The organism is Candidatus Dormiibacterota bacterium (genome assembly GCA_036495095.1).
Taxonomy (GTDB): Bacteria; Chloroflexota; Dormibacteria; order Aeolococcales; family Aeolococcaceae; genus CF-96.
This window is the reverse complement of sequence record DASXNK010000196.1, coordinates 17,006-39,179: the sequence shown is the minus strand read 5'-3', so window position 1 is coordinate 39,179 and position 22,174 is coordinate 17,006. Positions and strand designations below refer to the sequence as shown.

21 protein-coding genes are annotated in these 22,174 nt (G+C 72.1%); 6 read left to right on the top strand and 15 right to left on the bottom strand.

Annotation, left to right across the window (positions count from 1 at the left end; genetic code table 11):
• Positions 1–38 precede the first annotated feature (38 nt).
• Together VGL20_19880 and VGL20_19875 are read left to right on the top strand one after the other, a co-directional pair.
• A complete protein-coding gene (locus tag VGL20_19880) occupies positions 39–977 on the top strand; it encodes an ABC transporter ATP-binding protein (protein HEY2705948.1) in 939 nt (312 codons plus the stop codon).
• Positions 974–1,747: an ABC transporter permease gene (locus VGL20_19875; GenBank protein HEY2705947.1), complete on the top strand. Its 774-nt coding sequence runs from the start codon at positions 974–976 to the stop codon at positions 1,745–1,747. The genes VGL20_19880 and VGL20_19875 overlap by 4 nt, the downstream gene beginning before the upstream one ends.
• 30 nt (positions 1,748–1,777) lie before the next feature.
• On the opposite strand, the gene VGL20_19870 is transcribed toward VGL20_19875, so the two are convergent.
• Complete coding sequence (locus VGL20_19870; GenBank protein HEY2705946.1) at positions 1,778–3,769, bottom strand: glycosyltransferase family 39 protein; 1,992 nt, start codon at positions 3,767–3,769, stop codon at positions 1,778–1,780.
• Between the two features lie 364 nt (positions 3,770–4,133).
• Positions 4,134–4,328, bottom strand: coding sequence for a hypothetical protein (locus tag VGL20_19865; protein HEY2705945.1), 195 nt, complete (start codon positions 4,326–4,328; stop codon positions 4,134–4,136).
• Between VGL20_19865 and VGL20_19860 the strand changes: the two genes are divergently transcribed.
• Positions 4,303–5,091: an alpha/beta hydrolase-fold protein gene (locus VGL20_19860; GenBank protein HEY2705944.1), complete on the top strand. Its 789-nt coding sequence runs from the start codon at positions 4,303–4,305 to the stop codon at positions 5,089–5,091. The genes VGL20_19865 and VGL20_19860 overlap by 26 nt on opposite strands.
• Before the next feature lie 212 nt (positions 5,092–5,303).
• Positions 5,304–5,468, top strand: coding sequence for a hypothetical protein (locus VGL20_19855; GenBank protein ID HEY2705943.1), 165 nt, complete (start codon positions 5,304–5,306; stop codon positions 5,466–5,468).
• Between the two features lie 866 nt (positions 5,469–6,334).
• On the opposite strand, the gene VGL20_19850 is transcribed toward VGL20_19855, so the two are convergent.
• From VGL20_19850 to VGL20_19840, 3 genes are all read right to left on the bottom strand, one after another.
• Positions 6,335–6,643, bottom strand: a complete 309-nt coding sequence (locus tag VGL20_19850) for a MoaD/ThiS family protein (protein HEY2705942.1) — start codon at positions 6,641–6,643, stop codon at positions 6,335–6,337.
• Positions 6,640–7,734, bottom strand: a complete 1,095-nt coding sequence (locus tag VGL20_19845; GenBank protein HEY2705941.1) for an exo-alpha-sialidase — start codon at positions 7,732–7,734, stop codon at positions 6,640–6,642. The genes VGL20_19850 and VGL20_19845 overlap by 4 nt, the downstream gene beginning before the upstream one ends.
• A gap of 161 nt (positions 7,735–7,895) precedes the next feature.
• Positions 7,896–8,102 (bottom strand): sigma factor-like helix-turn-helix DNA-binding protein, encoded by a 207-nt coding sequence (locus VGL20_19840; GenBank protein ID HEY2705940.1) that lies wholly within the window; start codon positions 8,100–8,102, stop codon positions 7,896–7,898.
• 196 nt (positions 8,103–8,298) lie between these two features.
• On the opposite strand from VGL20_19840, the gene VGL20_19835 reads away from it, so the two are divergent.
• Both VGL20_19835 and VGL20_19830 read left to right on the top strand, forming a co-directional pair.
• Entirely contained in the window at positions 8,299–8,592 is a 294-nt protein-coding gene (locus tag VGL20_19835; GenBank protein HEY2705939.1) for a metal-sensitive transcriptional regulator, read from the top strand.
• Positions 8,593–8,679: 87 nt separating this feature from the next.
• Positions 8,680–11,100: a heavy metal translocating P-type ATPase gene (locus tag VGL20_19830; GenBank protein HEY2705938.1), complete on the top strand. Its 2,421-nt coding sequence runs from the start codon at positions 8,680–8,682 to the stop codon at positions 11,098–11,100.
• Here the strand turns inward: VGL20_19830 and VGL20_19825 are convergent.
• From VGL20_19825 to VGL20_19780, 10 genes are all read right to left on the bottom strand, one after another.
• Positions 11,060–11,716 carry a response regulator transcription factor gene (locus VGL20_19825; GenBank protein ID HEY2705937.1) on the bottom strand — a complete coding sequence of 219 codons (657 nt, stop codon included), beginning with the start codon at positions 11,714–11,716 and terminating at the stop codon, positions 11,060–11,062. The genes VGL20_19830 and VGL20_19825 overlap by 41 nt on opposite strands.
• Positions 11,717–11,775: 59 nt before the next feature.
• Positions 11,776–12,630, bottom strand: coding sequence for a molecular chaperone TorD family protein (locus tag VGL20_19820; protein ID HEY2705936.1), 855 nt, complete (start codon positions 12,628–12,630; stop codon positions 11,776–11,778).
• A gap of 1 nt (position 12,631) precedes the next feature.
• Positions 12,632–15,565: a molybdopterin-dependent oxidoreductase gene (locus tag VGL20_19815; protein HEY2705935.1), complete on the bottom strand. Its 2,934-nt coding sequence runs from the start codon at positions 15,563–15,565 to the stop codon at positions 12,632–12,634.
• A gap of 10 nt (positions 15,566–15,575) precedes the next feature.
• Positions 15,576–17,048: a 4Fe-4S dicluster domain-containing protein gene (locus VGL20_19810; protein HEY2705934.1), complete on the bottom strand. Its 1,473-nt coding sequence runs from the start codon at positions 17,046–17,048 to the stop codon at positions 15,576–15,578.
• Between the two features lie 295 nt (positions 17,049–17,343).
• Positions 17,344–17,796 carry a hypothetical protein gene (locus VGL20_19805; protein HEY2705933.1) on the bottom strand — a complete coding sequence of 151 codons (453 nt, stop codon included), beginning with the start codon at positions 17,794–17,796 and terminating at the stop codon, positions 17,344–17,346.
• A gap of 52 nt (positions 17,797–17,848) precedes the next feature.
• Positions 17,849–18,286 (bottom strand): hypothetical protein, encoded by a 438-nt coding sequence (locus VGL20_19800; GenBank protein HEY2705932.1) that lies wholly within the window; start codon positions 18,284–18,286, stop codon positions 17,849–17,851.
• Between the two features lie 192 nt (positions 18,287–18,478).
• The gene (locus tag VGL20_19795; protein HEY2705931.1) at positions 18,479–19,663 is read right to left on the bottom strand and encodes an Nramp family divalent metal transporter; all 1,185 of its coding nucleotides are present in this window, start codon (positions 19,661–19,663) and stop codon (positions 18,479–18,481) included.
• 41 nt (positions 19,664–19,704) lie between these two features.
• Positions 19,705–20,019, bottom strand: coding sequence for an MmoB/DmpM family protein (locus tag VGL20_19790; protein ID HEY2705930.1), 315 nt, complete (start codon positions 20,017–20,019; stop codon positions 19,705–19,707).
• Positions 20,016–21,113 (bottom strand): hypothetical protein, encoded by a 1,098-nt coding sequence (locus tag VGL20_19785; GenBank protein HEY2705929.1) that lies wholly within the window; start codon positions 21,111–21,113, stop codon positions 20,016–20,018. The genes VGL20_19790 and VGL20_19785 overlap by 4 nt, the downstream gene beginning before the upstream one ends.
• Positions 21,110–22,174, bottom strand: coding sequence for a 2Fe-2S iron-sulfur cluster binding domain-containing protein (locus VGL20_19780; protein HEY2705928.1), 1,065 nt, complete (start codon positions 22,172–22,174; stop codon positions 21,110–21,112). The genes VGL20_19785 and VGL20_19780 overlap by 4 nt, the downstream gene beginning before the upstream one ends.

Sequence of the window (22,174 nt, the reverse complement as noted above, 5' to 3'; positions counted from 1 at the left end):
GGGAACCGTCAGAGGAAGGTGGCATCATGGGGACGCCGATGCCTTCGCCCATCACCGAATCCGCGGGCCTGCCGCCCGCGATCCGTGCACGCGGTCTGACCAAGCACTACGGGACCAGGGCTGCGGTGGACGGCATCGACTTCGACATCCCCACCGGTGTCATCGCGGGGTTCGTCGGTCCCAACGGCTCCGGCAAGACCACGACCATCCGCATGCTGCTGTCGTTCGTCGCGCCGACGGCCGGCACGGCGGAGGTCCTCGGGTCGCCGATCAGCAGGCCGGGCGACCACCTGCCGCGGGTGGGAGCGCTCATCGAGGGCCCGGCCTTCTACTGGTGGCTGAGCGGGCGCCGGAACCTCCAGGTCCTCGCCGCGCTCGATGGGACGCCGGCGTCACGGGTCGACGAGGTGCTGGCCATCGTCGAGCTGCAGGAGCGTGCCGACGACCGCGTGCTCGGGTACTCGCTGGGGATGAGGCAGCGGCTCGGGATCGCCGCCGCGCTTCTTCCCCGGCCGGAGCTCCTCATCCTCGACGAGCCCGCCAACGGGCTCGACCCCTCGGGCATCCAGGACATGCGACGCCTCCTCGGGCGGCTTCGCGACCAGGGGGTGACGATCTTCATCAGCAGTCACATCCTGAGCGAGCTCGAGCAGATCGCCGACTGGATCCTCGTGCTCAAGGAGGGCCACCTCCTCTTCCACGGGACCATGGCGGACCTCCTCGAGCGCCGCCGCACCACCCTGGTGCTCGTGCCCGAGAGGCCCGACCAGCTCGAGCAGCTCACCATGCTCCTCACCGACAGGGGGTATCACGCCCGGCGCCAGGACGGGCACGTGCGTATCGACGGATTCCAGGGCGGGGCGGCAGCCGTGAACCGCCAGGCGATGGAGGGGGGGATCGCGCTCGACGAGATCACCCACGTCCGCTCGAGCCTCGAGGACACCTTCCTGGCGATCACCGGTGGACACGACCGATGAGACACGCGCTGCTCAGCGAATGGCTCAAGGTGCGGCGCGCCGGCATCCTCGGAACCACGGCCGCGATCACAGCCGTCCTCTCGGTGACGGCGGTGATCGTCGGTCTCCACGAGCTCGACCGGCCCCGGCGCAAAGCGAACGTCGGGCTGTACTCGCAGGCCGACGGCATCCACGCGATCCTGGCGCACTCCACGGACTTCCTCGCCATCGTCGGGCTCGGCTTCGCGGCGTTCGCGTTCTCCACGGAGTTCTCCAGCGGGACGCTCCGCAACCTCCTGGTGCGACAGCCGCGGCGCCTCACGCTGTTCGCGGGCAAGAGCGTGGTGATCGCGGCCCTGATCACCGCGGTGGTGCTCCTCGCCTACTTCGTGGCCTACCCCGCGGCGCTCGTGACCGCACCGCACTACGGGGTCTCCACCTCGCTGTGGACCACGCCCGCGGGTGTCAGGGCCCTCCTCGCCGGTGCCGGCGACCTGGTGCTCTCGACCCTGGGATACTCGATCCTGGGCGCGCTGCTCGGGGTGCTGCTCCGCTCCCCGGCTCCCGCGATCGTCGCGGGACTGGCCTACGTGTTCGCGGTCGAGGGCCTGCTCACCAACTCCTTCGCCTCGCTGAGCAGCGTGCTCTTCGCAAGCCAGCTCGACGCCATCGGCCACGGTGGGACGGCCGACGTCGGCTATGGCAGCGCTCTCATCGTCGCCGCCGCGTGGGCGATCGGCCTGATCGTGGTGGGAGCCCTCGAGCTCCGCCGCCGTGACATCGCCGCGTGAGCGGCTGCTGATCAACGCGGCCCTCGGCGCTCAACCCGCTCCCGCCGCGGGCGCGCAGTCGTAGACCTGCTGTCCCGACCCCATCCTGCCGCCCCGCGCGGGGGCGGCCGACCAGAGGCCGCGATCGACGGGCGCGCACTCGGCCCTCACCCAGGCGATCAGGTCGTCGTTCACGCCGCCGCCGCCGGGGCCGAACGGTCCGCGCCGGGTGCCGGGCGGGGCGGGCAGCAGGAAGAACCGCACCGCGCCGCCCGCCACCATGCCGGCGAGCCGCGCGGGGTCGACGATGCGATCGCGGCCCATGAAGCCACCCAGGGCGAGCGCGGGCCGGTCGCTGGCCAGCATGTACGGCGCCACGCTCATGGCTGCGAGGCCGCCGACCAGGTAGCCCGCCGAGCCCTGGTGGGTCTCGAGGTAGCGCAGCAGCGACGGGTCCGGCTGCTGCCCGAACGTCGCCCGCCCCCGCCCGCGCGTCAGGGAGTGCAGGAACGCCGTCTGGGCGGCCGGCGGCGGACCGGCGGTGGGCAGCATGGCGGTGCTCGCCTCTCCGATGGTGACCACCGTCCAGGTCACCGGGGCCGCCAGCAGCGAGGTGGCCCCGGCCAGCACCGCGAGCGCCGCCAGCGGCCGGCGGGCGGCGGCACGCCACCGCGACACCGCGAGCAGCACCACCGCCGCTGCGGCGGTGGCGAGCACCAGCGGGGTCAGCCATCTCGCCCAGTCGGGGAAGCCGGCGAGCACCCAGGCGGCCTCGGCGGCGGTCGCCACCACCGCCGCCGGCAGCAGCCATCCCCAGCGCGTCCGGCGCCGGTACTCCCCCCACAGCACCGTCAGGCCGATCCCGGCGAGCGCCGCGATCGCCGGTTCGAGCACGGTGAGGTAGTAGGCGTGGAGGGTGCCGGCAGCGCTGAAGAACGCCCCCTCGCCGAGAAGCCAGCTCCCCCAGAGGACCAGCGACCGCCGTCGCCGGTCGAAGGGCTCCCGCCAGCGCTGCCGCACCGCCGCCGCGACCAGGCCGAGGAGGGCGAGGGGGAGCAGCCAGCCGGTCTGGCTCCCCAGCGGCTGCCGGAGCAGGCGAAGGGGACCGGTGCCGCCCGCCTCCGCGGTCCCGAACCCGGCGAACGCGCCCTGGGGCGCCGCCGCACCCGGGCGAGCCGTCGCCCGGGCCGCGGGACGCTGGAACCAGCTTCCGGTGACCCGACCCCACCCGTTGTAGCCGAGCGCGAGGTTCACCTCCGAGTCGCCGGTGCTGGAGCCGACGTAGGGGCGCTGGGCTGCGGGGGTGGTGTCGACCGCCACCGCCCATGACAGTGACACCCCGACCAGGACCACGGTGGCGGCGGCGAGGTGCATCGCTCGCCGCCGCCACGGGATCGACGCGGACAGCAGATACACGAGGCCGAAGGCGGGCACCACCAGGTAGGCCTCGAGCATCTTCACGTTGAAGCCCAGGCCGACGAGAACCGCGCAGAGCAGCAGCCAGCGCAGCCGCCCGCTCTCCGCCGCCCGGGTGACGGCGACGGCGCCGAGGAGCAGCACCATCGCCAGCACGCCGTCGACGATGTTGCTTCGCGCCGCCACCACGCTGATCGGGCTGATGGCGAGCACGAGGGCCGCGATCAGCCCGGCGGCACGTCCCCAGGCCCGGGCGACGAGGTGGTGGAGCAGCGCGACCGAGACCATCCCGGCGATCGCCTCGGGCAGCAGCAGGCTGATGCCGTGGAATCCGAACAGCCTGGCGCTCGCCGCCTGCAGCCAGAAGCCGAGCGGCGGCTTGTCGATGCTGACGAAGCCGCCGGCGTCGAAGGATGCATAGAGGAGGTTGTGCCAGCTGGTCAGCATGCTCTGGACGGCGGCGGCGTAATACGAGTTCCCGTATCCCAGGTTCCAGAGGCCGATCCCGTCGACCAGGGCGCTGCGCGCAAGAACCGCGCCCAGCCCCAGCCACGATGGCAGCGTCCGCGCCGCCGAGGCCTCGGCGGTGCCCGGGGCGCGCGCAGCCGCCCTCGCCCGCATCGTCATGGGCACGCCCTCGCCGCGAGCGGCAGATCCAGCTTCCGTGAGGGGCACGATCGGCGACCGCGTACAAGACAGGGGTGAGAGGACCGCAAGAGGTGCGTAAGAGGTCGCGGACGTTTCCGAGCCCGGGGCACGGCGATGCACGGTGCCCGGGCCATGCCCGTGACAGCCCCGCGACAACCGTCACGACCGCGCGATCGGTCCGGTCAGGGATCTGAAAGACAGCCACGTCGAGACTGACCTCAGGTTCCAGACAGGAGGTCGTGGAGATGCGCCGGGCGCACGGCAGCCGGACGATGGCCATCGGGGTCGCGGCGCTCGCCACCGCTGTCGCCGCAACCGTCGGTTCGATCGCGGCGGCCCACGCTCACGGGACGACGCCGTCACCCAGGACGTCCACACCGGCGGCCATCCCCGCGGCCACAGCCGGCCCGGCGACGACCGCGACGCCGACCGCCACAGCTGCGGCCACCGCCACCCCGGCGCCGACATCAGCGCCGACCGCCGCGCCCACGATCGCCACACCGGCGGCGACCGTGGCGCCCGCGACCGCCGGCTGCATCCCCACGACCGCCGACGGTCTCGCCGGCCACATCGACCAGCTCTCGGTCGGCGGCCACACCGTCTACGTCGACGTTCCCGGCGCCTACGCGGCGCTTCCCACGCAGGGGTTCCCGGTCGTCTACTTCCTCCACGGCTCCACCGGCTCGGGTGCGGACTGGCTGGGCTCGGGATCGTCCCTGCCGACCATCCTCAACGGCCTGACCGCCACCAACGTGCTGATGCCGACGCTCGCCGTCTACCCCGATGGCGACGCAGTCACCGGTGACGGGAACTACTGGGGGAACGACGCCGTCGGCGACCAGGACGAGACCTGGCTGGTCGACCAGCTCATCCCCGCCATCGATGCCCGCTACCGCACACTCGGGGCCCGCTACCGCGGCATCGCCGGATTGAGCTCCGGAGGCTTCGGCGCGCTCAACATCTCCATCCACCACCCCGGGATGTTCAGCTGGGTGGCGAGCTACTCCGGGGTGTTCACGGCACCGGGCGCGCTCTTCGGGGCGAGTGCGTCCGCAAACAGCCCGCAGCTCACCGTCGCCGGCGTCCCCGCCTCGCAGCGGGGCGCGCTGTTCCTCGGCGGCGGAGCGGACGACACCGAATACCTCCCCGACACCGAGCGGTTCATCGCCACCGTGCAGGCGCTGGGCTGGGCCCCGATCCACACTCAGATCGTCCCCGGCCCGCACGGCTGGCAGGCCTGGCAGGTGGAGGCACAGGACAGTCTCGACTGGCTCGGCCAGCTCTGGGGTCGCGCCTGCTGAGTCGCCCTCATCCCGATGCCAGGTCCAGCCGGTGCGCCGGTTCACGACATCGTCGTCGGGCCCAGGATTCACGGGACCTCTGACCCTTTTCAGCAGGGCCGGCAGGCCTCAGGATGGGAGTCGCGCGCGACATCGGTCGCCGCTCGCCGGCAGACTGGGGGAGATATACGAACGTGGACCACCCGAAGGGCTCAGACCTTCATCTGGTCGAGGTGCACCTCACCGCCGTCGAGGGCCCGCTGTCGGAGGAGGTCCGGCGCCGGGTCATCGAGGCCAACCTCGCGGTGCTCGAGCCGCTCGTCGAGAACCTGCACCGGCGCCTCCACGCCTGCGGCGCGCATGAGCGCCACCCGGTGGCCGGGTCCGCCCGGAGGTAGCGCCACCGGCACCGCCGGCCTCAGTTCGACTGAGTGTCCTGGTCGGGTGTCTTCCGGTCCGTATCCGCTCCCGGCTCGGGCGAGGCGGTCGGCGCCTGCTCCGCCGAGCCCGATGGATCCTCCGGGCGCGACCGACCGTCGCCTCGGTGCTCTCGCCGTTCCTTGGGATCCCTCCGGTGGGAGTCGCCGTGGTGATGGTGACGGTGGTGGTCCGCCGATCCCTGATCCCCGTCGCCGCCCTCGGCTCTGCCGGTGGGCGCCGGCTCCGGCTGGGTGACCGCGTCGCCAACGGCGCCTGCCGTCCCGGCGGCGGCGTCTGCTGGAGGGATCGCCGGCGGCCCCAGGACCGCTGGGCCGGCCGTGCCTCCGGAGAGGGCCGCCTGCGGCGCCGGGACCACGCCACCGCCGGTGGACCTCCCGGCCGGCCTCGCCTGGGACCCGCGCACCCTCGCGGCGGCAGCAGCGGGGCCGGCGAGCGCCTGCGGCCCGTGGACCCTCCGGATGGCGGCGGTCCCTCCCGGGATCCTCGGCGGTGGCACGGAAACGGTTCCGCCAGCGCCGGCCGGGTGGGGCGCCACCGCCCGGGGCCGAACCCTGGGGTGGACCGGGGTGCCGATGGACGCGGACCTCCCCGACGGCAGGGGCGCCGTGATCAGTGCGGCGAGGGCCACGATGAAGATCAGACCGCTGACCGCGAGCACCACGGTCCAGAAGCGCCTCCGCGTGACCGACATGGCCGTCCTCTCTCCGTCATCCAACACCGCGCATCGCCTCGGTGAGTTCTCGCTCAACGTGTCTCGGCGGACTGCGTCTCTGACACATTCGGTCGGTGCGGGGCCTCGGCGACCTGTCCGGCGGGCCAGTCCTCACCTGACCGTCGAGGAACTCTCCATGGGTGGTCGCCCTCCCGACACCGCCGGCGCGATGAACACCTCGGTGCCGTCGTCGACCGGTGTGTCGAGGCCCGGGGTATCGCCCACCATGACGCCGTCGACGAAGACGAGCACGTGGGGGCGAAGGTGCCCACGCTCGTCACGGAGGCGGCGCTCGAGGACCGGCAGCCGCTGCGCCAGGTCGTCGAGGACACCGCCGAGGGTGGCCCCCTCCAGGGCGACCTCGCGCAACCCGTCCGCGCAGCTCCGAAGCGCCGCGGGGACCACCAGCGTGACCCTCATGGGACGACGGCGCGGACGGTGAGCACGTCGGGCAGGTGGGTCGCGACGGCGGTCCAGGAGTCGCCGTCGTCGGTGCTGGCGTAGACCTCGCCGAGACGTGTACCGAAGTAGATCCCGGCGGGATCGGCGTTGTCGGTGCACATCGCGTCGCGCAGAACGGCGGCGTGGTACGGGTCCTGAGGCAATCCCTCGGAGTGCGCACTCCAGGTCGCGCCGGCGTCGTGGCTGCGATACACACGGCACCTGCCCTCCGGCGGCATCCGATCCTCGTCCGCCTGCAGTGGGAACGTGTAGATGGTGTCGGGCTGGTGCGGATGCACGACGATGGGGAAGCCGAAGGTGCTCGGCAGCCCGGACTCGATCGCCTCCCAGGAGCCGCCGGCGTCATCGCTCCGGTAGACGCCGAAGTGGTTCTGCGCATAGAGCCGGTCGGGCCGGCGGGGGTGCATCGCCACCCGGTGGACACATTGGCCGAACTCCGGGAAGCGCTGGTCCTCGGGAAGCCAGACCGCCTGGATCCCCCGGTTGGCGGGCTCCCAGGTCGTCCCTCCGTCGGTGCTTCGGTAGACCCCGGCGCTCGACATCGCAACCAGCAGCCAACCCGGGTCGGTCGGGTGGGTGAGCACGGTGTGCAGACACGCCCCGCCGCCGCCGGGCATCCATGCGGACCGGTGCGGGTGGTTCCACAACCCCTCGACGAGCGAGAAGCTCAGACCACCGTCGTCCGAGCGAAACAGGGCGTGAGGCTCGACCCCTGCGTACACCACGCCAGGTTGGTCGTCGCCGGCGGGCTGCACCTGCCACACGCGAACCAGCGCGGTCCCGGCGCTCTCGGGGAACGCGAGCGGTGTGCGGTCGGGCTCGACCCAGGTCCGCCCCAGGTCGTCGGAGTGGACGAGGTATGAACCCCAGTGGCCCGTCCCCACGCCGGCGAAGACCCGGGGCGGGTCGGGGCGGGAATCGACCGCGACGGCGTACACCTCCTTGTTGGAGAACCGAATCGGCTCCACGCGCCAGTCCCGGCGCTCGCGTCCGCTGCGGGCGATCACCAGCCCCTTGCGTGTCCCGATCAGGAGGACGGCCTCGGTCACGTTGCATCTCCCACTGACGCCCTGCCACGGATCGCCCGCCGGGCGCATCCTACCGGTCGACGCCGTGGCTTGCACACGCGACGCCGACACCACGGCCGTGCTGGGCACGCCGGGTCGTGGGATCGGCCATGTTCAGATCAGGGATGACGCCGACGGACTCGTCACCCCCGGATGGGGACCTCGACATCCTCCAGGTCGGTCACGAGAAGGTCCCGCAGTCTCATCAGACCTGCACGGGTCCGGCCCTTGACCGTGCCCAGCGGCACGTCCATCCGCCCAGCGATCTCACTCTGGGTGTACCCGTCGAAGTAGGCCAGTTCCAGGGTCCGCCGCTGCGGCTCGGGCAGGGAGGACAGGCCGACACGCACCCGCTCGCCCTCGAGTGTCCCGATGACCTGGTCACTGACGTCGACCGCCGATCAGCGGGCCCACGCCGGCGGGCACCGGCTTCGACAAAACCTTCACACGGTCGTCAATGTCAGGACGATCCGCCGGCGGCCCGCGCCGGCTACAATACCCTTGCCGGGTACCTGCATTCACACCCGGCCCACCAAGGAGAAGGTTGTGGCCACCACGGTGCGGAGGGGCTCGTACCAGGCCTCGAAGGCGGAGATGCTGGCCCGCTTCAGGCGGGTCGAGGGTCAGATTCGCGGCATCTCGCAGATGGTGGAGGACGAGCGCTACTGCCCGGAGGTCCTCACCCAGCTCAGTGCCTCGATCGCTGGGCTCGAGAAGATCGGGTTCATCCTGCTTCGGGAGCACATCGGGCACTGCGTCGTGGATGACGTCGGCGGGGGCAGAGGGGAGGAAGCCCTCGACGAACTCATCACCACCATCCACCGCTTCTCCGGCCGCTGACGCTGGGGTGGACACGGAGGTTGGGGTCCGATCATGGGGATGCCCGGTGCGGGGACCAGGGCGAGGGGTGAGGGCGTGAGTGCGGCCATGGCTGTGAACGAGGCGGCGACGCGGATGGGGATCGGCGTGGAGGGAATGTCCTGCGCTTCGTGCGTGCGCCGGGTGGAGAGGGCGCTTGCCACGGTGCCCGGCGTCGAGGCGGCGAGTGTCAGTCTGATCACCGAGAGCGCCGAGGTGAGCGCAGCGCCGGGGATCGACCCCGAGTGCCTCCTGAGGGCGGTCCGCGAGGCCGGGTACGAGGGACGGCTCCTGGCCCGCCAGCGGCCCGCCGGCGAGGAGGCCGAACAGCGGCGTGCGCGCCGTCGGGCGAACGTCCGGTACCGGCTCTGGCAGATCGGTGCTGGCGGCGTCCTCTCGGCGGCCATCCTCGTGCTCAGCTACGGCTACGGCATGGACCGCTGGTCTCAATTCGCCCAGCTGGCGCTTGCTCTCCCCGTCTTCGGATGGGTCGGCTGGACCTTCCATCGTGGGGCACTGCGGACCGCGCGCCACCGGTCGGCCAACATGGACACCCTGGTATCCCTGGGCGCCACGGTCGCCTTCGTCTACTCGGCTGCCGTCACCCTGTTTCCACCGAACCAGATGCCGGGGATGTCGATGGCGACCGCGATGACGTACTACGACGTCGCCGCGCTGATCATCACCCTGATCTCGGTGGGCAAGCTGCTCGAGATCGTCGCGCGCGGCCGGGCCGGCGACGCCATCGAAGTGCTCGCGGGTCTCCAGCCGCGGGTCGCCCACCTCCTCGCCAGGGCGGAGTGGGCGGAGGCCCGGGTCGGCAGCAGCTCGTCGGTGGACATCCCCGTCGAGAGCCTGAGGATCGGTGATGTGGTCCTGATCCGCCCGGGAGAGCGTGTCCCCACCGACGGAGCCGTGCTCGAGGGGACCGGCAGCCTCGACGAGTCGATGCTCACCGGCGAGAGCCTGCCCGTCAGCAGGGGTGCCGGCGACGAGGTGGTCGGCGCCAGCGTGAACGGCAACCAGCCGCTGGTCGTCCGGGTGACCCGGGTTGGCTCGGACACGGTGCTTGCCCAGATCCTCCACCTCGTCGAGCGCGCCCAGGCTGAGAAGGCGCCGGCGCAGCGACTGGCCGATCGCGTCTCCGCGCTCTTCGTCCCCGCCATCCTGGTCGTGGCCGCTGCCACCTTCGCTGGCTGGCTGCTCACCGGCCACACCGTCATCGGCGCCATCATCCCCGCGGTCGCGGTGCTGGTCGTCGCCTGCCCCTGTGCGCTGGGACTGGCCACGCCGGTGGCCATCATGGTGGGCACGGGGCGTGGCGCCGAGATGGGCCTGCTGGTCCGCGGCGGTGATGCACTCGAGCGCATCCACGGGCTGCGGGCGATCGTGTTCGACAAGACCGGCACGCTCACCCTGGGTCGGCCCGAGGTGGTGGCGGTCATCCCCGTGGGAGACGCCGACGTCTCCTCCTCTCTCCTGCTCGCGGCCGCCATCGAGCAGGCGTCCGAGCACCCGCTTGCGCGGGCGATCGTCGGTCGCGGTCGAGAGGCCGGCTCGCTCCCGGAGGCTCGCCTCGTCGAGGCGGTCCCCGGTGGCGGCGTGCGCGGCCTGGTCGGTGACGCCGAGGTGTTCGTCGGGTCACTTCGCTGGCTCGGGGAGCATGGAATGACCTCGCCGACGGCACAGGCAGCCGCCACCGAGATGGCCGAGCGGGCGCACACCCCGGTCGGCGTGGCGGTTGGCACCGAGATGCGCCTCGTCCTGGCGGTCGCCGACCCGCTGCGGGCGGGTGCGGCTGCCGGTATCGCCCGACTCCGCCGGCTCGGCCTCCACATCGTGCTCGCCAGCGGCGACCTCGAGGCCACCGCCAGGGCGATCGCCCGGCAGGTGGGCATCGACGAGGTGCACGCGGAGCTCCGGCCCGAGGACAAGTCGATCCTGGTCAGTGACCTCAAGCGTCGCTTCGGCACGGTCGCCATGGTGGGCGACGGCATCAACGACGCCCCCGCGCTGGCGCTCGCCGACGTCGGCATCGCCATCGGCGCGGGCACCGGGGTTGCGATGGAGGCGGCGGACATCACCCTGGTCCACGGTGATATCGAGGCGGTCGGCTCGGCCATCGCGCTCTCCCGGGCCACCCTCCGCACCATCCGCCAGAACCTCGCCTGGGCGTTCGGCTACAACGTCCTGCTCGTGCCTCTCGCCGTGGCCAACGTCCTGCCGCCGATCTGCGCCGCTCTGGCCATGGCCTTCAGCTCGGTCAGCGTGGTTCTCAACGCACTCCGGTTGCGGCGCTTCGGTCGGCGGTCGGTGGACGACAGGCCGATCACCTCGGCCGCGAGTCAGCGGGCCGCTGGAGCCACCGGTTCGTGGTGTTCGGGATCCAATGCGCTCGCATCGACGGACGCTGGTTCGTCGGACCGGGGCGACGGTCCCCTGAGCGGCGTCAGCCGAGTTCGAGCAGGCCGGCGCGGATGGCGGCATTGACGGCGTGGGTTCGGCTGGACGCATCCAGCTTGTGGAGGATGTGCTTCACGTGAGTGCGCACCGTCTCCTCCCCGATTGAGAGGCGGCTGGCGATCTCGCGATTCGTGTGACCGCCAGCCATCAGCCGCAGGACGTCGATCTCCCGCGCGGTGAGGGCGGGACCGAGGAGGGTCTCCGCCTGCTCAACCTCGGGCGTGACGGCGCCGAAGAGCTGCCGGATGATCGACGGTTGGAGGTACGGCTTGCCGCCGGCCACGCAGCGCATCGCGTCGAGCAGTTCCGGTGGGCTGGCATCCTTCAGGATGTAGCCGTCGGCAGCGCCCTGGAAGATCGTCATCGTCGCCTGCGACGGGATGATCCCGGTGAGCATGAGGATGCGCACCGATGGCGCCCGCTGCTTGATGATCTGCGCCGCCTGCACGCCGTCGCGGCCGGGCATCCGGACGTCGAGGAGGACCAGGTCGGGGAGGAGCCGCAGCGCCATCTCCACCGCCTCCTGGCCGTTGCACGCCTCACCGACGACGTCGACGCCGGCCTCGACCTGAAGGATCATGGCCAGTCCACGTCGGACGACATGGTGATCGTCGGCGATCAGGACCCGCAGGGGATCGGGCATGCCGGTCCTCGGCTGGCATGACATTCAGCTCCCGCTCCGGCGGTGTGCCCTGCCCGCCCTCATGCGGTGCGGTCCCCGACCAGCCGCAGCAGCCGGCATGCGGACGACTCCGCGCGCTCCCGCCACAGCCTCACCAGCGGCTGCAGCGGCGCGGCGAGGCCACGATGACCTCCAGCCTGCCGCCGCGCCTCACCGGCGAGCCAGCGCACCACGGACCTGGCGTCCTGGTCGATGAGCGTCCTCACCACGAAGGCACGCTCTCCGAGGCGCAGCCCCAGGCCGAGGTCGCGCGCCGCCCGCCCCAGGTCGGCGCGGGTGAGGACAAGGCCGCTGCGCACGGGGCTGAGCACGGCGCGGACGATGCGCTCGCGGTCCAGGTCCTCGTCCACCAGCGCGGTGCTCTCACGGAGGTGCGCCGGGATGGAGTCGGGCGGTCCCCACCGCTCCGCATCCGCTGCGAGGACAGCCCCCAGCAGCGCCGCCCACCGCCGGTGGGGCCCGGCGCCGAGTTCGCCGACGCGCAGCAGGTAGACGGGGAGCCAGCTCGCCAGGTGCTCCCAGAAGAGCGCCGCGCCCGCGCGCTCCGCGAGGACACGCCGCGCCGGCTCGGTCTCGGTCTCGGCGAGCTCGCCCACGGTGGCGTAGAGGCCGAGGAGCGCCGTGAGGTGGTCGGGCTCGGCGGGGGGGAGCAGACGGAGCGCCCGCCAGAACCCGGCGACGCGGTCGCGTGCGTCGCCTCCGATCATCCCCTCCTCGCCGAGGTAGATCGAGGCGTAGGGCGGCAGCTGCAGGACGAAGAGGTCGGTGTGCTCCTCGGCAGAGGGCGGCGCGGCCAGGCCGAGCGCATGCTCGAGTGCGCGGCGATCCGCCGAGGGCGGCTCCACCAGCGTCGCCAGCGCCCTCACCAGCTCCACGCTACGGCGCCCCGTCCGGCACCGGCCGGCGCCGGGCGGCGTCGGGGAGGAGGTAGCCGTCACGTCCGGGCCGCAGTGGCCGGATCAGCCAGTGGGGCCGGCGGGTGCCGTCGGGCGAATGGCCGGACGCCGCCCGGGTGCCCTGCATCCAGCGACGGTAGACGTCCCGTGACCTGGCGGTGTCGACGCTGATGTCGCCGTACCGGTCGCCGGCCTCGGCACGGCGGACCCGGACAGCCTGGTGCCAGCAGTGCATCCCCGAGATCGGGTCCGGGTGCACGGGGAAGGTGAGGTTCTGATGGACGCCGACGTCCGTCCACCAGATGCGACGGGTGTCCGGGTCACTCGACCGGTAGGGGCCGACCCCGGCGACGCGCCGCATCGCCCAGCTCGAGCCCTCGTGGTCGAGGGAGACCGTCGCCATCATCGCCCGCACGCCCTGTTCCTGCACCTTCCACCGGCCCATGTGATGGCTGCAGGCAACCACGCCCGGCCGGATTCCCTCGGTGACCCACGCCTTGAGAACGAAATACCCGATCTCGGTCTCCACCCGCACCAGGTCCCCGGTCGCGATGCCCCCGAGCCGGTCGCCGTCGACGGGGTGCAGCCAGAGCGGGTTGGTGTGGGCGATCTCGTCGAGCCACTTGGCGTTGGCGCTGCGGGTGTGGATCTGGGTCGGGAGGCGGAAGGTGGACAGCAGCACCACCTGGTCGGGTGCGAGCCGGCCCGGGTGGACGTGGCTCCGGATGTACGTGGGGATCGCGTACTCCGGCCAGCCCCAGTCGGCCAGGGTTCGGGAGTAGAACTCGAGCCGCCCGCTCGGTGTGGGGAAGCCCCGCAGGATGCGGCCGTCGATCCGCACCCCGACCGGACGCCGGCCCTCGCCGTCACCGTCGGGAACGCCCTCCGGCGCCAGGTTCACCGCCTCCGGCTTCGGCGCCCCGGTGTAGACCCGGCCACCGTCCGAGACGCGCAGGTCGGCCAGCTCCGCCGCGGGCACCTCCTGCTCGTGCAGCGGTCCGATGCCGCGCTCGACCTCGAAGGCACCGTACTGGCGCATGTACTGCAGCGGCGTGCGTCCCTCGGCCGCCGCCCTCTCGGGGAGGCCGGGGACCGACGTCTCGAAGATGTGTGCGTAGTACTCGTCGACGCCCAGCCTCTGCCCGGGGTGCTGCCGCGACTCGAAGTGCCGGCGGATGCCCATGGTGCCGTCCGGGTCGATCCGCCAGCTCAGCTCGATCAGGAACTCGTTCTCCTCCCAGACCCCACCCGGGTTGACCTCCCGGGTGTCGCTCACGGTCTCGCCAAGCCGCTCGCGCGCGGCCCGCAGCACCGGCTGGCGGAAGCCCAGCCAGCGGGCGTCGTGGGTCTCGTAGGAGTGGAGGTCGTGCCGTTCGGACGCATGGCCCATCGGCAGGACGTAGTCGGCGAGGAAGGCGGTCTCGTTCCAGGTCGGAGTGAGCGCGACGTGGAGACCGACCAGGCGCTCGTCGGTGAGGACCTCCATCCAGCTGAAGCCGTCCGGGTTCGTCCACACCGGGTTGTAGACGCGCGAGAAGTAGACGTCGAGGGTCCCCCGGCCGTCCTTGAGGAACTGCGGCAACAGGAAGGACATCTCGTTGTTGGAGAGCGGGAATTCCTCCGGCCAGGTCAGTTGGTTCCACCCCTGCGGGTGGGGGGGCATGTGGATCGGACGGGGGACGAACTTGTTCCAGGTGTTGGGATATGTTCCGCCCTCGGTGGCGACCGCACCGAGCAGCGCGTTGAGCAGGAAGAGGCAGCGTGACACCTGCCAGCCGCCCAGGTTGCCCGCCGTCGCCGATCGCCAGGTGTGGGTGGACAGCCGGGTGCCCGCGCCGGCGACCAGCTCCGCCACCCGCCGGAGCACGCCGGCGTCGAGCCCGGACTCCGCGGCGGCGGACTCGAGGGTATGGTCCGCGTAGAGCAGGCGCAGCCGCTGCTCGAAGATCTCGAACGTGGGCTCGAGCTCGGGGTGCTCATGGGTCAGGAACTCCTGCCAGTTCCACCAGCGGCGCACGAACTCGCGGTCGTAGGCACCCGTCTGGATGATGTGGTTTGCGATGGCGAGCAGCATCGCCGCCTCGCTTCCCGGATGCGGTGCCAGCCAGTGGTCGGCATGGGTCGCCGTGTTGGAGAGACGGACGTCGACGACGACCAGCTTCGCACCCCGCTCCTTCGCCTCCATGATCCGCTGCGCATGGGGGTTGAAGTAGTGCCCCGCCTCGAGATGGGCGCTGATCAGCAGGATGACGCGGGCGTTGGCGTGGTCGGGGCTGGGGCGGTCGATGCCCATCCAGTAGTGGTAGCCCGCCCGGCCGCCGCTGCTGCAGATGTTGGTGTGCGAGTTGTGACCGTCGACGCCCCAGGCCGCGAGGACGCGCTCGGTGTAGCCGTCCTCACCGGGGCGGCCGATGTGGTACATGATCTCGTTGTTGCGGCCGTCGAGGATCGCGGTCCGGATCCGGCCGGCGATGTCGTCGAGCACCTCGTCCCAGCCGACCTGCTCCCACCGCCCCTCCCCCCGCGCCCCGGCCCGCCGCAGCGGCTGGAGGATGCGGTCGGGATCGGTGACCTGGTTGAGGGTGGCGGGACCCTTGGCGCAGTTGCGGCCGCGCGATCCCGGATGCTCGGGGTTGCCCTCGAACTTGCGCACCTGCAGGGTGTCGCGATCGACGTAGGCGAGCAGCCCGCAGGCCGATTCGCAGTTGAAGCAGGTGGTCGGCACCAGCATGTACCGGTGCTCCTCGCGCCGCGGCCAGGCGCGCGACTCCAGCTCCACCCAGTTGTCCCACCGCTCCCTGGGCGGGTACGCGGCGAGGTGGACACGGCTGGGCCCGGGATAGAAGGTCTCACCCCGGGCCTCGACGTCCTGTCGGGCGGCGCTGACACGCGCGGCGATGCGACGCAGATCCATACGGGTCACCTCACGCGAGCGGAACCGACTGCCCGGCCTCGACGAATGCGTGCTCGTGGGCGAGCAGCCCGAGCGCCGCGAAGGGGACGGCGGCGACGCCGAGGACCGGCGCCAGCAGGGCGATGGCGATGAGACCGACCCCGCTCCAGAAGAAGCGCGCCTGGCGGCCCCGGGTCATCTCGTGGACGGCGAGGTGAGCGTGGGCGGTGCCGTGGCTCAGCGTCGTCTCGCCGCCCACGAGCAGCAGATGGAGGACCGCGGTGCCGGCGAGCACCCAGCTCAGCGGGGTCACCGCCGTCCCGTCCCAGATGGCGGCCACCGGCAGCAGCACGGCTGCGCCGACGAGCAGCGCCTGCACGAGGAGATGCGGCGGGAGCAGCGGGCTCTGCCACAGGTCTCGAGCCCTCGCCTGTGCGAACAGGTACGCGGTGTAGATCGCGGTCATCGCCGCCAGCGGCGCCCCGGCGATCGCGAGCGTGCGCTCCATCGCCGTGCTGCCCGCGATCCCGGCGACTGCGTCGAGCCCGAGGACGAGGCTGTAGGCGGCGATCACGAACGATCCGCGCACCAGCCAGCTGCGCCACTGCGGGCGCAGGAAGATGTAGTGGAAGCGCCGCGGATGCTTGAGGTCCCAGATCAGCAGCACCCCGGTGATGGCGAGGAACATCCCGCTCACGATCGGGGCGGCCCAGCGCCAGAGCGGGCTGGAGTCGGCGAGCCGGCCACTCCACACCAGCAGGAGTGGCAGCAGGTAGGCGCCGGCGGCGACACCCTTGGTCCAGGTGTACAGGCTGACGCGCCAGCCCCAGGGGAGCGCATGCCCGATGTCGTACGACAGAACCGCCGACGCCGACGAGTTGTGACCGCCTGGATGGCCCGACACCACCGGACCCCTCTGCTCGCTCCAGGCGAAGATGCCCCCGCTGGGGCGGCGGGCCGCGATCGGGTCGAGGGTCGCCTGGTGGGCGCCCCTGTAGAAGAGCTTGGGCCGGGTGCCCTTCTCCGGCCGCCGCACGGCGACGGCGTCGCGGTGCACGATCTCCGACACCCGTGAGACGGGATCGTTGATGTCGCCGACGAGGATGGCCTCGACGGGACACACCACCACGCAGGCCGGCTCCAGGCCGACGTCCAGACGGTGAGCGCAGAGGTTGCACTTCTCCGCGGAGTGATCCTCGGGGTTGATGAAGATGGCGTCATACGGACACGCGGCCATGCACGCCTTGCAGCCGATGCACGCGGACTTGTCGAAGTCGACGATGCCGTCAGCGCGTTGGAACATCGCCGCGGTCGGGCAGGCGGCGACGCACGGCGCGTCGTCGCACTGATTGCATCGGGTCACCTGGAAGCTGCGCCGGACCTGTGGGAAGAGCCCCACGTCGACGCTCTTCACGTAGGTTCGGGTCACGGAGAGCGGCACCGCGTTCTCCGACTTGCAGGCGGTGGTGCAGGCGTGGCATCCGATGCATCGCGTCTGGTCCACCACCTTCACCCAGCGCGGCGGGAGCCCGGTGAACTGCGATGGCGGCCGGTCTCCGCGCACGGTGGCCCCTGCATCGCTCGGTCGCGGACGACACTCCTCGATCACGTCGGAATCGATCCTACACGCGCCACTCGCCCGGGACGGCATCGGGGGCGATGACAAGAACCGATCGATTCATGTGCGGGGACGATGGGCGCTGCCGGCGAAAAGCGCCGCTGATGACACGATGACAACCGTGAATGGCCACCGGTCGCGCCCGCTGCTGGAGATTCAGGTACCGTCGGGAGCGGCCCGCTCAGGGTCGACGGTCGGAGGACCGGTAGCGGAGGTAGAGCGGGTAGACGTACGCCGCGGCAGCGGCCGCGGCCGCGACCTTGACGGGCAGGAGCACCAGCAGCGATCGCGGAGAGTCGAGCCCGAGCCCGGCGGCGGTGACCGCCGCGCGGGCGAGCAGGGCCGCACCGGTGGCCGCGCCGAAGATGACGGCCGCGAAGATCTGCGACTCCACGAACCCCTGGCGCAGCACCGGGTGGCGCTGCTGCGCCAGGGCGTAGCCGACCGCACCGGCGAGCGCGACCATGACATAGCAGCTTCCCACCCCCGCCTCGTCCGCCATGAAGCGGGCCAGGGCGATCACGTATCCGCCGTCCCACCGGCCGGTGGCGACCACGCCCGCAGCGACCACCAGGCTCGCGAACGGCCAGCAGAGGCCGGTGAGGCTCAGCGCGTGCAGGGACGCACGGCGCATCGACCCCGGGTCGTCCGGGGATGCCGCCGCGACGGCGTGAATCCCCGAGCCGTCAGGAGGTGGCGACGCCACGCCTCGCGACCCGCGACGTGACCAGGTACGCCATCCAGGCCACCGCCAGGCCGAGGGTGACCGTGCCCGGCAGCCAGTGGCAGAACGCCTTCACCACCATCTGGTGGGCGGAGGAGAAGCCGCCGAACTGCGGGATGCCGAGGAACATCAGCCCGGACTGGCGGGCGTGGGGCGTGAACAGGCCGTAGATCCAGGGACCGGCCGTGTCCCAGATGCCCACCGCGACCAGGCCCGCGGCCACCGCCGCCGACGAGCGGCGTCCCAGCGACGGCGGACGCCACAGCAGCAGCCCACCCAGGGCGATGGTGAGCTCACCGGGGAGCACGTGCAGCAGGCCCCGGTGCACGCTCCAGGCCAGGGCCGGCAGCCCGTCGAAGGGCACCCCCACGAGCGGACCGGCGAACGGCATCGCGGCCATGACCACACCGACGCCGACGCAGATCCAGCCGAGCAGCCTGGATGCAGGTATCCCGATCCTCATCACAGACGTCCCCCACGTGCTTCGATCCTGTCCGGGGCAGCCACGGTGACGATGGTAGCGACGGCGCCGCCGCGTACCCACCCTCCTTTTCACCCGCGATCCCGCCGGTTGAGGTGACGCCACGGCGAGTCATCCCCCCAGGACCGCCCACACGGCGACAGAGACCACCACGGCGCTCCCCGCCGCGGCCGCGACGGTGGTGACGCGGCGGTTGGCGAGGTCGCCCATCAGGCGCCGGCTGTGCGTCACCCAGATCAGCGGGACCAGCGCACACGGCAGCGTGAGGCTGAGCACCACCTGGCTGCCGAGGAGCGCGGGCGTCGCCGGAACGCCGGCGGCGAGCACTGCGAGCGACGGCAGGAGGGTCACCAGCCGGCGCGCCATGGGGCGCACCCGGCGCCGAAGCAGCCCCGCCATGACGACCTCACCGGCGAGCGTGCCGACCGAGGCCGACGCGAGCCCGGAGACGACCAGCGCGACGGCGAAGAGATGTCCCGCCATCGGGCCGGCGAGGTCGCGCAGGCGCTGCCAGAACTCGGGCAGGCCGGCCACCGGCGCGCCGCTGCCGTGGAGGGCGACGGCGGCGACCACCAGCATGAGCACGTTGACCAGCCCGGCCGCGCCCAGCGCCATCCCGGTATCGACCCACGCCCGCCGGTACGCGGCCCCGGGCGAGTGCGGTGGGCGGTGGCGCGCCCGGGCGGTGATCAGGGCGCTCTGCAGGAAGATGGCGTGCGGCATCACCGTGGCGCCGATGATCCCCGCGGCGAGGAAGGCGAGGCCGGGCACCGCCGCGCCGCCACCGACCGGCATCGCCTGGGTGGCGGGGTGACCGGCGAGGAGCAGCTGCTGCACCGACAGGGCGCCGAGCATGACGATCGTCATCCCCATCGCCGCCTCGAACCAGCGGGGGCGATGGCGTCGCAGCGCCAGCAGCGCGACGCTCGCCGTGGCGGTGAGCGCGCCGGCCTGGAGCATGCCGATGCCGAGCAGCAGGGAGAGGCCGAGGCTGGCGCCGACCACCTCGGCGACGTCGGTGGCCATGACCATGACCTCGGCGACCGCCCAGAGCAGCACCCGCGCGATGCCGGGGAGCTCACGGCCGCAGACGCCGGCGAGGTCTCCGCCGGTGGCGAGGGCGACCTTGGCCGCGAGCGCCTGGACGGGGATGCCCAGCAGGCTGGCGCCGAGGACGACGCCGGCCAATTGGAACCCGCGCGTCGAGCCCGCCACCGCGGTGGTGGCGATGTTCCCCGGGTCCACGTAGGCGATCGCCGCCACCATCGCGGGGCCGAGGAGCGAGGCGGCGCCCATGGGCCGCGGTCTGTGCCTGAGGCCGGTGGAGGCCCCCGCCCTCATCCCATGAGGTGCTCCATCACCTCGGTCGGATCGGAGAACAGCATCAGCGCGTCGTCGGTGGCGATCATCCGCCCGTAGTGGGTGGACATCTCGTGCTGGATCGCGTAGCCGTCGATCTCGAAGCCCAGCTCCTCGCTCACCTCGTCGTAGTCGATGACGAGCCGGTCCCGGGCGCGCACGTCCCAGAAGGACGGCTGCTCGATGACCTGGACGCCCTCCTTCTTCCGCAGCGCGGAGACCACCGCATCGCCCTCGGCGCTCTTCGACATCACGATGCCGACGAAGTCGAACCGCTCGTCTGCGTCGCTCATCCGGCCGCCGGCGCCAGGCCGGCAAGCCCGGCCTCGGTGAAGACCTCGGCGACGGTCTGGCGGAGGCTCCGCAGCGAGGATTCGAAGGGCACCGTGTTGGACAGGCCGCCCGCGATCGCGCCCAGGGCGAGCGCCGCCGCGGTCGCGTCCGGCATCCACCGGGCGACCCAGCCCTCGACCAGTTCGCGGTTGTGCTCCCCGTGCTCCCGGTCCTCGGTGACGAAGCGCAGGAACTCGACGGTCCAGGCACGGGTCCACTGCCACTCCGTGGTGGCGGCGCGGGCGACCACCGGGGTGACGGTGTCGCCGTGGGCGGTGGCCGCCCGGATCCCCAGCTCGCGGCGGAGCAGGGTCACGACGGTGGGCTCGAAGCAGGCGTTGGCGGCGACGATCAGCTCTCCCCAGTCCCGGACGTTGGCGAGCCGCTCCACGTAGCGGCGGGAGGGCTGCCAGGCCTCGTCCTTCAGCCAGCGCTCGCGGGCGGTCTCGATCGGGAACTCGCCGAGGTGCGGCTCCAGGTCCATCGCGTAGAGCACCACCGCCTGGGCGGAGCGCTGCTTCATCGCGGCGTGGAGGGCGAGGCAGTGAGTCAGGCTGTCGGAGAGGCAGTCGCGGGCCAGGCTCGCCGAGGCCAGCCAGAGGCCATGCTCGACGAACGCCGGCACCTGCAGGTGGGCGCGCAGGAAGTCGACCCACTCCGGGCTGAAGTCCTCGAAGAGGTGGTCGGCGGCGGCGCCGGCGAGGGCCCCCTCGATCTGCCGCTCGTAGCCGGCGCCCTGCTGGTAGTAGGGGCGCTCCCAGGTCTCGCCGGGATCGCGGAAGTCGTACCAGTCGACGCAGCGGAGCGCGGTGGAGCTCTCCCACCACATGCCCCGACCGTCCTCGAAGCTCAGCGGCCAGCCCCGCGTGATGTGGCGGTGGATCGACGGCTGGGTGTCGATCGTGACGTCCTCGTACAGGCTGGCGCGGCGCCTGCGGGGGGTGAACCACTGGAAGGTGCGTCCCTCCTCGCCGCCACCGCCCGGTGCCGGGATGCCGTCGCCGAGGGACTTCACGGGGGGAGCCGGGGTGGACACGTCGGTGCCTCCTCTCATCGCTGCGGCAGCGCACTGCCGGTGGCGGCCCCGGCGTCGGCCGAGGTCGTGAAGCTGTCGAAGTGGATGCGGTCCGGGGCGATCCCGTGGCCGTCGACGACGAGCTCGGTGACCGCGTCGATCATCGGCGGGGGGCCGCACATGTAGATCTCCGGGTCCTCCAGCTCGCCGGAGGCCAGGCAGCGCCCGACCGCCTCGTGCACAAGCCCCTGCTCGCCCTCCCACGCGTCCTCCGGGGACGCGTGGGAGAGCACCGGCGTGAAGCGGAAGTCGACGAGCGACGCGCCCAGCTCCTCGACCAGGTCGAGGTGGAACAGGTCGGGGCGGGTGCGCGCCCCATAGAGGAAGCGGGTGGTGCGGGTGCTGCCCTGGGAGGCGAGCTGCCGGAGCAGTGCGAGCACCGGAGCCATCCCCGAGCCGCCCGCGACGAGGAGGATCGGCCGCTCGCCGCGACGCAGGTGGAAGGCGCCGTACGGGCCGGTGACGCTCAGCTCGTCGCCGGTCGCGAGCTCGCCGTCGAGCATGCCCGAGAAGCGGCCGCCCGGGTACCTCTTGACGATGAGCTCGAGGTGCCCATCGCCGGGCACGTTGGCCATGGAGAACGCGCGCCGCAGCTCGGTTCCGGGAACGTGGACGTCGACGTACTGGCCGGGGACGAAGGCGAAGTCCTCCGGCTCGACGATCCGGAGGAGGAGGCGGCGGATGTCGTGGGTGAGCGGCTCGACCGCGACGACCGTGGTGCGGACGTCGCGGATCGGGTTCTCGAGGCGGTAGTTGTCGGGGTCGTAGTGGAGGAGCTCGACGACGAGGTCCTCGTCGGGCATCGCCCGGCAGAGCAGCGTGTAGCCGTTCGCCTCCTCCGAGTCGGAGAGGGCGAAGCTCGAGTACCGCCTCAGTGACACCTCGCCCTGGAGCAGATACGACTTGCACGCCGAGCACTGGCCCTCACGGCAGCCGTGCGCGAGGTTGAGTCCCTGACGGAAGGCGGCGTCGAGGACCGACTCGTCCTCCTCACACTCGATCTCCTCGGCGATCGGCTCGAACACGACGCGTGGGGACAT

Coding starts and splice junctions, on each gene's coding strand:
- VGL20_19880 (HEY2705948.1), top strand. CDS start 39: ATGCCTTCGCCCATCACCGAATCCGCGGGCCTGCCGCCCGCGATCCGT.
- VGL20_19875 (HEY2705947.1), top strand. CDS start 974: ATGAGACACGCGCTGCTCAGCGAATGGCTCAAGGTGCGGCGCGCCGGC.
- VGL20_19870 (HEY2705946.1), bottom strand. CDS start 3,769: ATGACGATGCGGGCGAGGGCGGCTGCGCGCGCCCCGGGCACCGCCGAG.
- VGL20_19865 (HEY2705945.1), bottom strand. CDS start 4,328: ATGCAGCCGGCGGTCGCGGGCGCCACGGTCGCCGCCGGTGTGGCGATC.
- VGL20_19850 (HEY2705942.1), bottom strand. CDS start 6,643: ATGAGGGTCACGCTGGTGGTCCCCGCGGCGCTTCGGAGCTGCGCGGAC.
- VGL20_19830 (HEY2705938.1), top strand. CDS start 8,680: ATGGCTGTGAACGAGGCGGCGACGCGGATGGGGATCGGCGTGGAGGGA.
- VGL20_19825 (HEY2705937.1), bottom strand. CDS start 11,716: ATGCCCGATCCCCTGCGGGTCCTGATCGCCGACGATCACCATGTCGTC.
- VGL20_19815 (HEY2705935.1), bottom strand. CDS start 15,565: ATGGATCTGCGTCGCATCGCCGCGCGTGTCAGCGCCGCCCGACAGGAC.
- VGL20_19805 (HEY2705933.1), bottom strand. CDS start 17,796: ATGCGCCGTGCGTCCCTGCACGCGCTGAGCCTCACCGGCCTCTGCTGG.
- VGL20_19800 (HEY2705932.1), bottom strand. CDS start 18,286: ATGGCCGCGATGCCGTTCGCCGGTCCGCTCGTGGGGGTGCCCTTCGAC.
- VGL20_19795 (HEY2705931.1), bottom strand. CDS start 19,663: ATGGGCGCCGCCTCGCTCCTCGGCCCCGCGATGGTGGCGGCGATCGCC.
- VGL20_19790 (HEY2705930.1), bottom strand. CDS start 20,019: ATGAGCGACGCAGACGAGCGGTTCGACTTCGTCGGCATCGTGATGTCG.
- VGL20_19785 (HEY2705929.1), bottom strand. CDS start 21,113: ATGAGAGGAGGCACCGACGTGTCCACCCCGGCTCCCCCCGTGAAGTCC.
- VGL20_19780 (HEY2705928.1), bottom strand. CDS start 22,174: ATGTCCCCACGCGTCGTGTTCGAGCCGATCGCCGAGGAGATCGAGTGT.